Annotated in this window: 13 protein-coding genes; 8 read left to right on the top strand and 5 right to left on the bottom strand. The window is 71.8% G+C overall.

Going from position 1 to position 13,030, the window contains the following annotated elements; genetic code table 11:
- Positions 1–116: 116 nt before the first annotated feature.
- The 3 genes from ACSQ1L_RS12285 to ACSQ1L_RS12275 are packed head-to-tail and all read left to right on the top strand — an operon-like array spanning position 117 to position 3,050.
- Positions 117–1,259: an ABC transporter permease gene (locus tag ACSQ1L_RS12285; RefSeq protein ID WP_435995034.1), complete on the top strand. Its 1,143-nt coding sequence runs from the start codon at positions 117–119 to the stop codon at positions 1,257–1,259.
- On the top strand, positions 1,256–2,011 hold the full coding sequence (locus ACSQ1L_RS12280; protein WP_435995033.1) for an ABC transporter ATP-binding protein: 756 nt from the start codon (positions 1,256–1,258) through the stop codon (positions 2,009–2,011). The genes ACSQ1L_RS12285 and ACSQ1L_RS12280 overlap by 4 nt, the downstream gene beginning before the upstream one ends.
- A 25-nt stretch (positions 2,012–2,036) precedes the next feature.
- Positions 2,037–3,050 (top strand): HlyD family secretion protein, encoded by a 1,014-nt coding sequence (locus ACSQ1L_RS12275; protein WP_435995032.1) that lies wholly within the window; start codon positions 2,037–2,039, stop codon positions 3,048–3,050.
- Between the two features lie 3 nt (positions 3,051–3,053).
- On the opposite strand, the gene ACSQ1L_RS12270 is transcribed toward ACSQ1L_RS12275, so the two are convergent.
- Positions 3,054–3,851 (bottom strand): crotonase/enoyl-CoA hydratase family protein, encoded by a 798-nt coding sequence (locus ACSQ1L_RS12270; protein WP_435995031.1) that lies wholly within the window; start codon positions 3,849–3,851, stop codon positions 3,054–3,056.
- 70 nt (positions 3,852–3,921) lie between these two features.
- Here ACSQ1L_RS12270 and ACSQ1L_RS12265 point away from each other — a divergent pair, with 70 nt between their 5' ends.
- Together ACSQ1L_RS12265 and ACSQ1L_RS12260 are read left to right on the top strand one after the other, a co-directional pair.
- A complete protein-coding gene (locus ACSQ1L_RS12265; RefSeq protein ID WP_435995030.1) occupies positions 3,922–4,131 on the top strand; it encodes a DUF1289 domain-containing protein in 210 nt (69 codons plus the stop codon).
- Positions 4,132–4,285: 154 nt separating this feature from the next.
- Complete coding sequence (locus tag ACSQ1L_RS12260; RefSeq protein WP_435995029.1) at positions 4,286–4,795, top strand: retropepsin-like aspartic protease family protein; 510 nt, start codon at positions 4,286–4,288, stop codon at positions 4,793–4,795.
- A gap of 1 nt (position 4,796) precedes the next feature.
- On the opposite strand, the gene ACSQ1L_RS12255 is transcribed toward ACSQ1L_RS12260, so the two are convergent.
- Entirely contained in the window at positions 4,797–5,621 is an 825-nt protein-coding gene (locus tag ACSQ1L_RS12255; RefSeq protein ID WP_435995028.1) for a sulfite exporter TauE/SafE family protein, read from the bottom strand.
- Positions 5,622–5,745: 124 nt separating this feature from the next.
- Between ACSQ1L_RS12255 and ACSQ1L_RS12250 the strand changes: the two genes are divergently transcribed.
- Both ACSQ1L_RS12250 and ACSQ1L_RS12245 read left to right on the top strand, forming a co-directional pair.
- Positions 5,746–6,840, top strand: a complete 1,095-nt coding sequence (locus ACSQ1L_RS12250; protein ID WP_435995027.1) for a hypothetical protein — start codon at positions 5,746–5,748, stop codon at positions 6,838–6,840.
- A 126-nt stretch (positions 6,841–6,966) separates the two neighbouring features.
- A complete protein-coding gene (locus tag ACSQ1L_RS12245; protein WP_435995026.1) occupies positions 6,967–8,268 on the top strand; it encodes an Nramp family divalent metal transporter in 1,302 nt (433 codons plus the stop codon).
- Here ACSQ1L_RS12245 and ACSQ1L_RS12240 read toward each other — a convergent pair.
- The 3 genes from ACSQ1L_RS12240 to ACSQ1L_RS12230 form a co-directional block, all read right to left on the bottom strand.
- A complete protein-coding gene (locus ACSQ1L_RS12240; protein ID WP_435995025.1) occupies positions 8,265–8,789 on the bottom strand; it encodes a methylated-DNA--[protein]-cysteine S-methyltransferase in 525 nt (174 codons plus the stop codon). The genes ACSQ1L_RS12245 and ACSQ1L_RS12240 overlap by 4 nt on opposite strands.
- Entirely contained in the window at positions 8,786–9,574 is a 789-nt protein-coding gene (locus tag ACSQ1L_RS12235; protein WP_435995024.1) for an isocitrate lyase/PEP mutase family protein, read from the bottom strand. The genes ACSQ1L_RS12240 and ACSQ1L_RS12235 overlap by 4 nt, the downstream gene beginning before the upstream one ends.
- A gap of 109 nt (positions 9,575–9,683) precedes the next feature.
- Positions 9,684–10,466, bottom strand: a complete 783-nt coding sequence (locus ACSQ1L_RS12230; protein WP_435995023.1) for a hypothetical protein — start codon at positions 10,464–10,466, stop codon at positions 9,684–9,686.
- Between the two features lie 274 nt (positions 10,467–10,740).
- On the opposite strand from ACSQ1L_RS12230, the gene uvrB reads away from it, so the two are divergent.
- Positions 10,741–12,960, top strand: a complete 2,220-nt coding sequence (gene uvrB / locus ACSQ1L_RS12225; RefSeq protein ID WP_435995106.1) for an excinuclease ABC subunit UvrB — start codon at positions 10,741–10,743, stop codon at positions 12,958–12,960.
- Positions 12,961–13,030 lie beyond the last annotated feature (70 nt).

The raw sequence follows: 13,030 nt of genomic DNA, 5'->3' as shown, positions 1-13,030 counted from the left end.
ATCAGACTACCTACCGCCGATGAACGAAGCCCGTCCACTCGGCCTTACCCCGATTTAACTTGGCCCTGACCGTCGGCGCCGTCAGATAACGATGAACCCTGGGGCCGATCTCTTCCATGTCGCTTGCACTTTCCACCCTGCTCTACGAGTGGCGCCGCTATATGGCGGCGATCGTGGCGCTCGCCTTCTCGGGTCTGCTGGTGCTGGCCCAGGTCGGCATGTTCATGGGGATCGGCAAGGCCTTCACCGCGACCATCGACCGCGCCAGCGCCGACATCATGGTGCTCGCGCCCGGCTCGACCGGCCTGTTCAACGGCGGTCCCTCGGGCGTGCCCCGGCGGATCATGCCGGTGGTCCAGAGCCATCCCGACGTGATCGCCGTGGCCGACCTCGATGGCTCCGGCGGCCGCTGGCAGAACGTGGTCGAAGGGGACGCTCCGCGGAAGACCGAGTTCGTCCAGGTCTCGATCATCGACGCGGTCCCGGGCGCCGTGACCGTCCCCACCGACTATTCCCCCGACCTGGTCGAGGCGCTGCGCCAGCCGTTCGGCGTCGCCATCGACGAGACCGCCCTGGGCCGTCTGGGCGTAAAGCTCGGCGACAAGGCCATCTACAACGGCAAGACCGTGCGCGTGGTCGCCGTCACCCGCGGCTATCCCAACATGATGCAGGCCGGCGTGGTCATGTCGCGCGACACCCTGCGCATGCTCGGCGAGGCCAGCACCGGCGACCGCGTCGGCCCGCTGATGGTGGGGATCAAGCCGGGCGCCGATTCCGACCGTGTTGTGGCCCAGCTCAACGCCCAGTCGCGCGGCCAGTTCAAGGCCTGGACCCGGGCTGAACTGGGCGAGGCCAACCAGGCGGCGATGTTCAAGGAGAGCTTCATCGTCATCATGCTGGGCTTCTCTCTGTTCCTCGGCATCCTGATCGGCGTGGCCATCACCTGGCAGACGCTGCGCGGCGCCATCATGGCCAACATCAAGGAGTTCGCCTCACTGCGCGCGCTCGGCGTGTCCATGGGCTCGCTCCGCGCCATCGTCATGGAGCTCAGCTTCTGGGTCGGAATCGCCGGCATCTTCGCGGCCGGCCTGCTGACCTGGGGCGTGTCGTTGCTGGCCCGGATGGGCGGTCTGACCATGGCCTTCCCCATCCCGATGGTCGCCGGCGTCTGCGTCATGCTGCTGGTCATCGCCCTCGCCTCCGGCTTCCTGTCGCTGGGCGTCCTCAAGAAGAGCCAGCCGGCGGATCTGCTGCGATGAACCCGAACACCGTCACCCACGGCCTCGCCGGAACCTCCGCCATCGAGGCCAAGGGCCTGGTCAAGCGCTTCAAGACCGGCCGCACCTTCATCGAGGTGCTCAAGGGCGTCGACTTCGACGCGCGCCACGGCGAGATGACCATGGTCATGGGCCCGTCCGGCTCGGGCAAGTCGACCCTCGTCGCCGCCCTGTCGGGCCTGCTCAAGCCCGAGCAGGGCCGCGTCGACGCCCTCGACGTCGACGACCTGTGGGACCATTCGTCCGGTCATATCGACAAGTTCCGCCTCGATAATTGCGGCTTCATCTTCCAGGGCTTCAACCTGTTCCCGGCCCTGACCGCGACCCAGCAGGTCATGACCGTGCTGAAATACCAGGGCGTGCCCAAGGACGAGGCCCGCCGCCGCGCCGTCGCCGCCCTCGAGGAGGTCGGACTCGGCGCCCGCCTCAACCAGAAGCCCGACTCCCTGTCCGGCGGCGAGAAGCAGCGCATCGCCATCGCCCGCGCCCTGGCCAAGAACCCGGCCCTGCTGTTCGCCGACGAACCGACCTCGGCCCTCGACGGCGAGAACGGCCAGGTGGTCATCCGCCTGCTGCGCCGGGCCGCCACCGACCACGGCGCCGCCGTCGTCTGCGTGACCCACGACCCGCGCCTCGAGGCCTGGGCCGACCGGGTCATCCACATCGAGGACGGGCGCATTCTCGACGACCAGCGCCGCACCCCCGATCCCAACGCCACCCTCGGCTCGCACTAGACCGATCCTCAAGGACCTCCGAAAAATGCCCCGCTTCCTCAAGAACAAGTGGCTCTGGATCGGCCTGGCGCTGATCATCCTCGTCGTCGTCGGCTTCAGCGTCATGCAGCAGGGCGCGGCCGCGAAGAAGGTCGAGCAGGAGAAGGCCGCCGCCGAGAAGATCGACAGCCCCTACGCGGCCATCGCCAACGGCAAGGCCGACGTCGAGGGCGGCATCATCCAGGTCGCCGCCCGTCGCGGCGGCGTGGTCAAGGCCGTCTATGTGCAGGAAGGCCAGCGCGTCGCCTCCGGCCAGATCCTCGCCCGCCAGGAAGACGACGAGCCGCGCCTGGCCCTGGCCCGCGCCCAGGCCGAGGTCGCCCAGGCCCAGAGCCAGCTGCGCATGATCCAGGTCGACATCAACACCGCCCGCCGCGAGTACGAGCGGCTCGAGCAACTGGTCGACACCAATTTCGTCGCCGCCCGGCGCATCGACGAGGCCCGCGACGCCATCGCCACCGCCGAGGCTCGTCTCGCCTCGCAGCAGGCCGCCATCCAGACCGCCCGCGCCCGCCTCAACGAGGCCGCCTACAACCTCGAACTGACGGTGATCCGCGCCCCGATGGACGGCCGCATCGTCCGCCGTTACGCCAACCCGGGCGCCGGCGCCTCGACCCTGAACGTGTCCAACATGTTCGACCTCGAGCCCGACACCCAACGCATCGTCCGCGCCGAGATCGTCGAGGCCGACATCCCCAACGTCACCGACGGCCAGGAGGTTGAACTGGTCTCCGAGGTCGACCAGTCCAAGGTCTATGTCGGCCGCGTCCTGCGCCGCGCCCCCCTGTTCGGCGCCCGCAAGCTGGCCTCGGAGGACCCGTCGCAGCGTACCGACGAGCGGGTCGTCGAGGTGGTCGTCTCGGCCGACAACGCCCCGCTGCTGATCGGCCAGCGGGTGCTGGTCAAGTTCATGAAGCCCGGCGAGCGCGCCGGCGCCCCGCGCGCCGCCGCCGCCGGCGTCACCGCCGACCGGGCCATGCAGGCCCCGGCCGGGGCCTGACGCTCAGCGGCCGGTGAAGTCGGCCGGCCGCTTCGCCAGCACCGCCGCCACCCCTTCGGCGTGATCCTCGGTCAGATGCGCCAGCGCCTGCATGGCCGCGGTCATCTCGAGCATCTGGTCGAAATTCATGTCACGGCCCTGGCGCAGCAGGGTCTTGGCCATGCGCAGCGCCTGCGGCCCATGCGCCGCCACCTTGCCCGCCACCTTCAGCGCCTCGTCCATCAGCGCGTCCGCCGCGACCACGTGGTTGACCAGCCCCCAGCGCTCCGCCGTCGCCGCGTCGATCGCATCCCCCGTGAACAGCATCTCGGCCGCCCGCGCATAGCCGACGTTTCGCGGCAGCAGCCAGGCCCCGCCGTCGCCCGGCAGTATGCCCAGCTTCAGGAACGGCACGCCGAACGAGGCCTCGGTCGAGGCGAGCCGGATGTCGGCCAGGCCGGCGATGTCGCAGCCCAGCCCCATGGCCGGCCCGTTGACGGCCGCCACCAGCGGAACCTCCAGCCCGTACAGGGAGCGCACGATCCGGTGCACCACCCGGCGATAGCGGTCGCGGATTTCCGCCCCCGTGCCCGCGAACAGGTCGCGCCGGTCGCGCATCGCCTTCAGGTCGCCGCCGGCCGAGAAGGCCCGCCCCGCACCGGTGATCACCACGCAGCGCACGCCGGGGTCGGCGTTCACCGCCGCGCACGCCGCCGCGAAGGCCTCGCCGTCCTCGAGGTCGGGGAGGGCGTTCAGCCGCTCCGGCCGGGACAGCGTCCATAGTTCGATGGCGTCGCGCCGTTCTGTCTGGATCAGGGTCATGCGCCAGCAGTGCCGCAATCCGCCGCCGCCGACAATTCCCCACGGCCCGTCGACCGGCTACTGATCCCCGATGTCCGCCACTCCGCCGCCGCCCGGCCCGCCGCGTTCGATCGCCACGCCCTGCGTCAAGGTCTGCATCGTCGACGGCGCCTCGGGCCTGTGCCTCGGCTGCTGGCGCACCCTGTCCGAGATCGGCGGCTGGAGCGGCCTCACCGACGCGGAGCGGGCGCGGATCATGGCGGAGCTGCCGGGAAGAGAGGCGGCGGGCAGCAGGCAGTAGCAGTAGGCCAGGTGGAGAACACACCCTCGGCGCAGAGGCTCGATGGGTCGGGGCCCGGTCCTCACGCCCCTCCGCTCCCCTACTGCCTCCCTTTAACCCCCCGCCAACCATCCCTCTTCACCGCATCCCAACCGCCTCGTGCGAAAACCCGGCCATGCGGTTCGATCTGTCCTCCGCGGCCGTCATGGCCCTTGCCGTCGCCTCGGCCCTGACCACCGCCTGGTGGATGGATCAGGCCGGCCTGCGCGGCCAGGCCCAGGCGGCGACCCCCGTCTCCGTCTCCACGCCTGCCGCCGGGGCGCCCGCCCAGGTGCTCAAGGCCGCCGACGGCCACTACTGGGCCGACGCCCTGATCGAGGGCCGCGCCGTCCGCGTCATGGTCGACACCGGGGCCAGCGTGGTGGCCCTCACCCGCGACGACGCCGCCCGCCTCGGCCTCAGGCTCGAGCCCGCCGACTTCTCCGCCACCGTGGTCACCGCCTCCGGCCCGGTCCGCGCCGCCGCGGTCGAGCTTCAGGCCGTCGCCGTCGCCGGCGCCCGCGTCGACCGCGTCGAGGCGCTGGTCGTCGAGGCCGGCCTGCCCCACAGCCTGTTGGGGATGAGCTATCTCGGCCGCCTCTCCTCGTTCAGCGCCACGCCGGCGGGCCTGACGCTCCGCCCTTGAGCTAGAGCGCCTTCACCACCACGACCACCGCCGTCGCCAGCAGATACAGCGCGAACGCCTTCCTCAGCACGCGCCGGTCCAGCGAATGCGCCAGCTTCGCCCCCCATGGTGCCACCGCCGTGGTCAGCACCGCCATCACCACCGCGCCGGGCACGTTGACATAGCCCAGCGACAGCGGCGGCCGCCCGACCGCGTCCCAGCCGAATACGACGAAGCCCAGCGTCGCCGCCGTCCCGATCGCCACCCCGAAGCCCGAGGCCGTCGCCACCGCCTGGTGGATTGGCCGCCCGCACAGGGTCATCAGCATGCCGCCGAAGCTGCCGCCGCCGATCCCCATCATCGCCGACAGCCCGCCGATCACGGTCCCGAACCCGCGCCGCCCCCAGCCCGTCGGCAGATCCGGCCGCAGCACCACGCGCTCGGGCATCAGCCCCAGCTGCGCCGCCACCCCCGCCAGGCAGACCGCATAGACGATGGCCAGCCCCTCCATCGAGGTCACGCCCGCCACGGCCGCCCCGACCAGCCCCCCGAACGCCACCCACGGCGTCCAGGTCCTCAGCACCACCTCGTCCACCGCCCCGTGCGCCCGGTGCGCCCCCAGCGACCGCCACGAGGTCGCGACGATGGTCAGCAGCGAGGTCCCGATCGCCACGTGCAGATTGCTTTCGCCCCCGACCCCGAGCACCTCGAAGGCGTAGAACACCGCCGGCACGATCACCGTGCCGCCGCCCACGCCGAAGAGCCCGGCGATGACGCCCCCGGCCAGCCCGGCCGCGACGAGGGCGGCGAGCAGGAGCAGCAGTTCGGACAGGGGCGGGGCGGTCATGGAGGAAGCCTTAGCCATTCCGCCGCCGCAGGGGGAGGGCCTCCCTCAAGCCGCCGTCGAGGCAACCTTTCCCTGTCGACCCCCGTTCTCTCCGCTCAAGGCATTCGCCGGAAAGAACCCCCCCATGACCGCGATCCACACCCTGTCGGCCCTCGCGGCCGGCGCGCTGGCCCTGTCCGCCGCCGGCGCGGCCCAGGCCCAGACGCCCTACACCAGCTATCAGTCCGGTCAGGCCGGCGTGCCTTCGTCGTGCCGCAACGTCGAGCAGCTGGCCAACGGCTATGTCTCAGCGGAATGCCAGACCGAGGGCGGCTTCCGCTGGAGCTCGATCCGCAGCGTCGACTGCCGGAGCGCCATCACCAACCGCGACGGCGTGCTGAGCTGCAGCGGCGCCGCCGCCACCGTCGGGCCGCTCTATCCCGACGACTCCTACGGCTCCGGTCAGAGCTACGGCCAGCCCTCCATGCAGGATGGGCCCGGCGGCGTCTTCGGCGCCATTCTCGGCGCGCTGTTCGGCGGACAGAGCGCCCAGCCGGACGACGAGGTTCTGGACGAGGATTGGAGCCGCGGCCGCCGACCGCTTTACCAGCGCCGGGCCGATCTCGACGCCCGCATCGACGCCGGCGTCCGCGCCGGCTCGATCAGCCGCACCGAGGCCAGCCGCCTGCGCGGCGACTACGAGGTCCTCGTGCAGCTTGAGACCCGCTACGCCGCCGACGGCCGGATGACCACGACCGAGCGCCGGGACCTGCGCGACCGGTACCGCGCCCTGGCCGAACGCGTCGGCGACGAGCGCCGTGACGACGACCTGGGCTATGGCGACTGGCGTCCGCTGGACGAGCAGCGCGCGGCCTTCTTCGCCCGCGTCGACGTGGGCGTGCGGGACCGCGCCCTGACCCGCAGCGAGGGAACCCGGCTGCGCGCCGACTTCGACGCCCTGGTCCGGCTCGAGTCCGATTATCGCCGCGACGGCCTGAGCGCCCGCGAGCAGGAAGACCTGACCGTTCGCCTCGCCGACCTCGACCGCCGCGTCGGCGATGTCGCGTATGACGGCGGTTACGGCTACGACTCCCGCGCGGCCGAGATCGAGGCCCGCATCGTCGCCGGCGAGCGCAGCGGCCAGATCAGCCGCTCGGAGGCCGCCCGCCTACGCGACGAGCTGCGTGACCTGACCCGCCGCTGGGCCGACCTCGAGGCCCGGGTCAGCCTCCGCCGCTAGGTCGGCCGGGGGCGGTTCGCCGTCCCCTTGGTCGTCCAGCCCGGCCGCCCATGGCGTGGCCGACAGCGCACCGCGACAACCGGCCCGTCTTCCGGCTAAGCTTCCGCGTACAGGAGCTTCCGCCGCATGACCGAGCCCGACACCGCCCCCGCCCCCGGCTCCCGCTGGCGCCTGATCGGTCCCGGTCTCGTCGCGGCCGCCACCGGCGTCGGGGCCGGTGATCTTGTCGCGACCCTGATCGCCGGCTCCATGTTCGGCTACGCCCTGCTGTGGGCGGCGGTGCTCGGCACGCTGCTGAAGATCTCGCTGGCCGAGGCGGTGGGCCGCTGGGCGCTCGCCTCCGGCCGGACCATCTTCGATGGCTGGTCCAGTCTCGGGCCGGGCTGGTTCGGCGGCCGTCTTAACTGGGCCAGCGTCTATTTCGGCGTCTATGTGGTGGTCTGGGGCTTCGTCTACGGGGCTACCGCCATGACCGCCTCGGCCCTGCCGGTGGCGGCGCTGCTGGACGGCACGCCGCTGGCGCTCGATCTGAAGGCCTGGGCCATGATCTTCGGCGTGACCGGCCTGGTGATGGTCTGGTTCAACCGCTACCCGGTGTTCGAGAAGGTGATGACCGCGCTGGTGGCGGTGATGTTCGTCACCGTCACGGCCCTGGCGGTGATCGTCGCCCCGGACCTGCCCGCGCTGGCCCGCGGCCTCGCGCCGACCCTGCCGCCCGGCTCGGCCTACTACACCCTCGGCCTGATCGGCGGGGTGGGGGGCACCATCACCCTGGCCGCCTACGGCTACTGGATCGGCCAGAAGGGCTGGCGCGGTCCGGCCTGGATGAAGGTCATGCGGCTCGACAACCGCGTCGGCTACGCCGTCACCGGCGTCTTCGTCATCGCCATGCTGATCGTCGGCGCCGAGCTGCTCCATGCCTCGAACATCGCCCTGGCCGGCGGCGAGCGCGGCCTGCTTGACCTCGACGGCGTGCTGCGCGAGCGCTTCGGCGACGTCGTCGGCATCCTGTTCCTGATCGGTTTCTTCGCCGCCAGCTTCTCGTCGCTGATCGGGGTGTGGCAGGGGGTCAGCCTGATGTTCGCCGATTTCTGGGCCCACCTGCGCGGCCGCCCGGTCCGGCAAGGGGAGGGCGATCCGGCGACGACGGGCGAGGCCAGCCCCGCCTACCGCGGCTACCTGCTGTGGCTGACCTTCCCGCCCATGGCCCTGCTGTTCATGGACCGGCCCTTCGGCCTGATCGTCGCCTATGGCGCGCTCGGCGCCCTGTTCATGCCCTTCCTCGCCCTGACCCTGATCTGGCTGCTCAACTCCGGGCGCACGCCGGCCGAATGGCGCAGCGGCTGGCTGTCCAACGCCATGCTCGGCGCCGGTGGCGTGCTGTTCTGCGTGCTGGCGGGGCGCGAACTGGCCGGCCTGTTCGGCTAGATCAGCAGCGCGCCCTCGTGCCTTAGCAGCCAGCCCTTGCGCTCCAGCCCGCCGCCGAAGCCGACCAGCGCCCCGTCCGCTCCGATAACGCGATGGCAGGCCAGCACCAGCGGGATGGGGTTGCGATTCAGCGCCACCCCCGCCGCCTGCGCCGCGCCGGGCTCGCCCGCGCGCTTCGCCATCTCGCCGTAGCTGATGGTCACCCCCGCCGGCACCCCGGCCAGCGCCCGCCACACCCGGGCGTGGAAACCGTCGCCCGCGACCGCCCCGTCCAGCGACCACGGCGCCCGCGTCAGGGCCTCGCGGTCGCCGTCGAAATAGGCGGCGATGGTCCGCGCCAACGCCGCCGGGGCCGCGCCGTCGGCCAGGGCTGCATCCGGGTACTCCCGCCGCATCGCCTTGACCAATCCGTCGCCGAACGACAGGCCGCGCAACACGCTCTCGCCGTCGCAGGCCAGGGCCAGCGGGCCGATCGGGCTGTTCAGCCACGACAGGGTCAGGTGGGCGGGCGCGTCGCTCATCGGCTCTTCGGCATCAGCGCGTTCAGCTCGCCCCAGCCGAGCGCCCCCTCCATCAGCGGCGCCGACCGCCCGTCCTCGAGGAAGCCGCGGGTCAGCGCCGCCGCACGGCCCAGCGCCGCCCCGACGATCCCCGATCCCGCGCTCAGCCGCCGCACGCCCAGCGCTTCCAGCGTCCGCGCGTCCGGCAGGCCGGGGAAGGCCAGCAGGTTCAGCGGCGCCTCCGTCGCCTTGACCAGCTCCGCGATGCCCGCCTCGTCGACCAGGCCCGGCGCGAACAGCCCGTCCGCCCCCGCCGCCCGGTAGATCGCCCCGCGCCGCGCCGCCTCGGCCACGCGCGTCCCGGCCGCGCCCACGCCGGCCAGCCACACGTCGCAGCGGGCGTTGATGAACAGCTCGGGCCCGACCGCCGCCCGGATCGCCGCGATCTTGGCCGCCAGCGCCTCCGGCGAGCCGCCGCCGTCCTCGATATTGATCCCCTGCGCCCCCGCCTCGACCACCGTCCGGGCCGCCGCCGCGACCTTGGCGGGATCGTCGGAATAGCCACCCTCGAAATCGACCGAGACCGGCAGCCCCTGCGCCGCGCGGACCACGTCCCGCGTCGCCTGCACCACCCGTTCGACCGGCAGGGCGTCCCCGTCCGGCCAGCCCAGCGCCCAGGCCACGCCCGCGCTGGTGGTGGCGATCGCCTTCGCCCCCAGCGAGCGCATCAGCGCCGCCGAACCCCCGTCCCAGGCGTTGGGCAGGATCAGCAGGCCGGATCGGTGCAGGTCGCGGAAGGCGGTCATCGGGTGTCTCCTTGTCAGTCCGGTCATGCCGGGGGGACCGGCCGCCCGTCTCGCGGCTTTCGGACAGGGACATCGTCCTTCCGGCGGCCCCGGACAAGCTCTGGCGCCCTTAGCGCGACTCGTCGGCGGCGGCGTAGGCGGCGATCTGGATCATCCGGTAGGTCGGCGTGCCGTTGATGCAGGCGCCGCCGACCCGCCGCGGGGATCCGCCGGCCTCGGCCATGTCGGCGACGATGCCTGAGCTGTCCTGCGGGCACAGCCGCCGGCGCGAGCCGTCGATGCGCCGGTTCAGCGGCAGGTCGCGCGGCCACCAGTCGGGATCCCAGGCGCGGCAGGGATCGCTCCACGCCGCCTCCATCTCGGCCGCCTTGGCGGCCGACAGCCGGCCCTCCTTCGGCGGCCACCAGCGCTCCTCGTCCGTGCGGCCGGCGCCCTGTTCGGCGCTCCAGGCCCGCGCCTCGTCTGCGCTCAGGCCCTGGGGCGGCACGGGCGGCGGCAGCGGCGAACCTTCGTTGACGCTGTGCCGCCAGAACCACCAGCTCCCGTCCGCCTCGCGCCACACCACGGAGCGGTGGTCGGAACCGTAGCCCCCGCCCGGCGGCATCCGCGCCCGGATCACCACCGGCGCATCCGCCGGCGGCCGCCTGGCCGCCCAGTCGGGGATGCGCACCACGTCCAGCATGTCCACTACCGGCCGTCCGGTCGCGACCGGCAGGCGGGCCCGCTCGCGCGCCATCGCCTCGAAGTCGATGTCGCGCACCGCCTCGCACTGCGCCTGGGGCGGCCGCTCCGCCCGGGCCGGTCCCGCCGGGGTCTGCGCCGCCGCGCCGCCCGCCGTCGCCGCCTGCAGCAGCCCCAACGCCAGCGCCGCCATCCGTGAACCCGCCCGCATCCCCGTGATCTCCCGTTCCGCCGCAGCTTCACCGAACCATGCGGCGGCGGCAAGCCGACGGGACCTGACGCCTGCTGACACCCTGCTGTCAGCAGCCGGCCGCCCGCATCCCCCGCCGGCGCTGGACGTTGTGGCGCTGTCGCCTCCCGCCGCCTAGATTGCGTTCATGGCCCGTTCCCCCAGCAAGCCCGTCCACGTCCCCGGCCAGTCCGGTCTCGGCGAGGCCCCGGCGAAGTTCATCTTCGACCCGGCGGTGAAGTCGAACCGCGCCCCGATGTTCGCGCCGGTCACCGGCCCGCGCCTGACCCCCGAGGAGGCTCCCGGCGCGCCCAGCGACTGGACCCCGCACCGCCCCGACCGCCCGGACAACCGCAAGCACATCCCCTTCCGGCTCGAGACCAAATACACCCCCGCCGGCGACCAGCCCGCCGCCATCGCCGAGCTCGTCGCCACGGCTGAAACCGGCGAACGCGACCAGGTCCTGCTGGGCGTCACCGGCTCGGGCAAGACCTTCACCATGGCCAAGGTCATCGAACAGACCCAGCGCCCGGCCCTGATCCTCGCCCACAACAAGACCCTCGCCGCCCAGCTCTACAGCGAGTTCAAATCCTTCTTCCCCGACAACGCCGTCGAGTATTTCGTCAGCTACTACGACTACTACCAGCCCGAGGCCTACGTCCCGCGCACCGACACCTATATCGAGAAGGACAGCTCGGTGAACGAGCAGATCGACCGGATGCGCCACTCGGCGACGCGGGCGATCCTCGAGCGGGACGACGTCATCGTGGTGGCCTCGGTCAGCTGCATCTACGGCATCGGCTCGGTCGAGACCTACACCGCCATGACCTTCACTCTGAAGGTCGGCGACCAGATCGACGAGGCCAAGCTGCGCGCCGACCTGATCGCCCTGCAGTACAAGCGCAACGACGCCGCCTTCGAGCGCGGCATGTTCCGCAAGCGGGGCGACACGCTCGAGGTCTTCCCGGTCCACATGGAGGACCGCGCCTGGCGCATCCAGCTGTTCGGCGACGAACTGGAATCCATCCAGGAGTTCGACCCCCTGACCGGCAGGAAGACCGCCGACCTCGACGAGATCACCGTCTACGCCGCCAGCCACTACGTCACCCCGCGCCCCTCGCTCAACCAGGCCATCGGCGGCATCAAGGCCGAGCTCAAGGAGACGCTCGACTGGATGGTCGAGAACGGCAAGCTGCTGGAGGCCCAGCGCCTGGAGCAACGCGTGCGCTTCGATCTGGAGATGATGGAGGCCACCGGCTCCTGCGCCGGCATCGAGAACTACTCCCGCTGGCTGACCGGCCGCGCCCCCGGCGAGCCGCCGCCGACCTTCTTCGAATACATCCCCGACAACGCCCTGCTGTTCGTCGACGAGAGCCACGTCACCGTCGGCCAGATCAGCGCCATGTACCGCGGCGACTACCGCCGCAAGTCGACCCTGGCCGAATACGGCTTCCGCCTGCCCAGCGCCATCGACAACCGCCCGCTCAAGTTCGACGAATGGGACGCCATGCGCCCCCAGACCCTGTTCGTCAGCGCCACCCCGGGCCCGTGGGAGATGGAGCGCACCGGCGGCGTCTTCACCGAACAGGTCATCCGCCCCACCGGCCTGATCGACCCCCCCGTCGAGATCCGCCCCGTCTCAGGCGACACGCGCAACCAGGTCGACGACGTCATCGACGAGGTGAAGGCCGTCGCCCGCGCCGGCTACCGCTCCCTCGTCACCGTCCTGACCAAGAAGATGGCCGAGGACCTGACCGAGTACATGCACGAGCAGGGCGTCCGCGTCCGCTACATGCACTCCGACGTCGACACCCTCGAGCGGATCGAGATCCTGCGCGACCTGCGCCTCGGCGCCTTCGACGTCCTGATCGGCATCAACCTGCTGCGCGAGGGTCTCGACATCCCCGAGTGCGGCCTGGTCGCCATCCTCGACGCCGACAAGGAGGGCTTCCTGCGCTCCGAGACCAGCCTGATCCAGACCATCGGCCGCGCCGCCCGCAACGTCGACGGCAAGGTGATCCTCTACGCCGACCGCATGACCGGCTCGATGGAGCGCGCCATCGCCGAGACCAACCGCAGGCGGGAGAAGCAGCAGGCCTACAACGAGGAACACGGCATCACCCCGGAGTCGGTCAAGCGCGACATCAAGGAGATCATGGCCAGCCCCTACGAGAGCCGCGAACTCGACCGCCTGACGGCGCCGGGCGTGGCCGAGGCGTCCAAGCCGTTCGTGGGGACCAATTTCCAGGCCGCCCTGAAGGACCTCGAAGGCCGCATGCGCAACGCCGCCGCCAACCTCGAGTTCGAGGAGGCGGCGCGGCTGCGGGACGAGATCAAGCGGATGAAGCTGCTGGACCTGGAGTTCGCCAACGAGGTGCTGACCGCGGAGGGGGAGGCGGTCGACAAGACGGCGCCGAAGCGCTGGCGGGCCGACGCGGCGGCGGAGAAGGCGGAGGCGTTCCGGAAGGGGCGATAGGGGGCGGCGGCACAGCCGCCGTAGGGCGCTCGGGGCGCACGGGTTGCAGTCCGAGGAAGCCAATCGGCTA

Origin of the sequence: Brevundimonas sp. LjRoot202, assembly GCF_964253355.1 — a bacterium.
Lineage (GTDB): Bacteria > Pseudomonadota > Alphaproteobacteria > Caulobacterales > Caulobacteraceae > Brevundimonas.
Note: the sequence above shows the minus strand (reverse complement) of the source record. Positions and strands in the feature narration are given on the sequence as shown.

Bases quoted from the DNA above. Each gene is read 5' to 3' on its own strand.
- ACSQ1L_RS12285 (WP_435995034.1), top strand. From the start codon at position 117: ATGTCGCTTGCACTTTCCACCCTGCTCTACGAGTGGCGCCGCTATATG.
- ACSQ1L_RS12280 (WP_435995033.1), top strand. From the start codon at position 1,256: ATGAACCCGAACACCGTCACCCACGGCCTCGCCGGAACCTCCGCCATC.
- ACSQ1L_RS12275 (WP_435995032.1), top strand. From the start codon at position 2,037: ATGCCCCGCTTCCTCAAGAACAAGTGGCTCTGGATCGGCCTGGCGCTG.
- ACSQ1L_RS12270 (WP_435995031.1), bottom strand. From the start codon at position 3,851: ATGACCCTGATCCAGACAGAACGGCGCGACGCCATCGAACTATGGACG.
- ACSQ1L_RS12265 (WP_435995030.1), top strand. From the start codon at position 3,922: ATGTCCGCCACTCCGCCGCCGCCCGGCCCGCCGCGTTCGATCGCCACG.
- ACSQ1L_RS12260 (WP_435995029.1), top strand. From the start codon at position 4,286: ATGCGGTTCGATCTGTCCTCCGCGGCCGTCATGGCCCTTGCCGTCGCC.
- ACSQ1L_RS12255 (WP_435995028.1), bottom strand. From the start codon at position 5,621: ATGACCGCCCCGCCCCTGTCCGAACTGCTGCTCCTGCTCGCCGCCCTC.
- ACSQ1L_RS12250 (WP_435995027.1), top strand. From the start codon at position 5,746: ATGACCGCGATCCACACCCTGTCGGCCCTCGCGGCCGGCGCGCTGGCC.
- ACSQ1L_RS12245 (WP_435995026.1), top strand. From the start codon at position 6,967: ATGACCGAGCCCGACACCGCCCCCGCCCCCGGCTCCCGCTGGCGCCTG.
- ACSQ1L_RS12240 (WP_435995025.1), bottom strand. From the start codon at position 8,789: ATGAGCGACGCGCCCGCCCACCTGACCCTGTCGTGGCTGAACAGCCCG.
- ACSQ1L_RS12235 (WP_435995024.1), bottom strand. From the start codon at position 9,574: ATGACCGCCTTCCGCGACCTGCACCGATCCGGCCTGCTGATCCTGCCC.
- ACSQ1L_RS12230 (WP_435995023.1), bottom strand. From the start codon at position 10,466: ATGCGGGCGGGTTCACGGATGGCGGCGCTGGCGTTGGGGCTGCTGCAG.
- uvrB (WP_435995106.1), top strand. From the start codon at position 10,741: ATGTTCGCGCCGGTCACCGGCCCGCGCCTGACCCCCGAGGAGGCTCCC.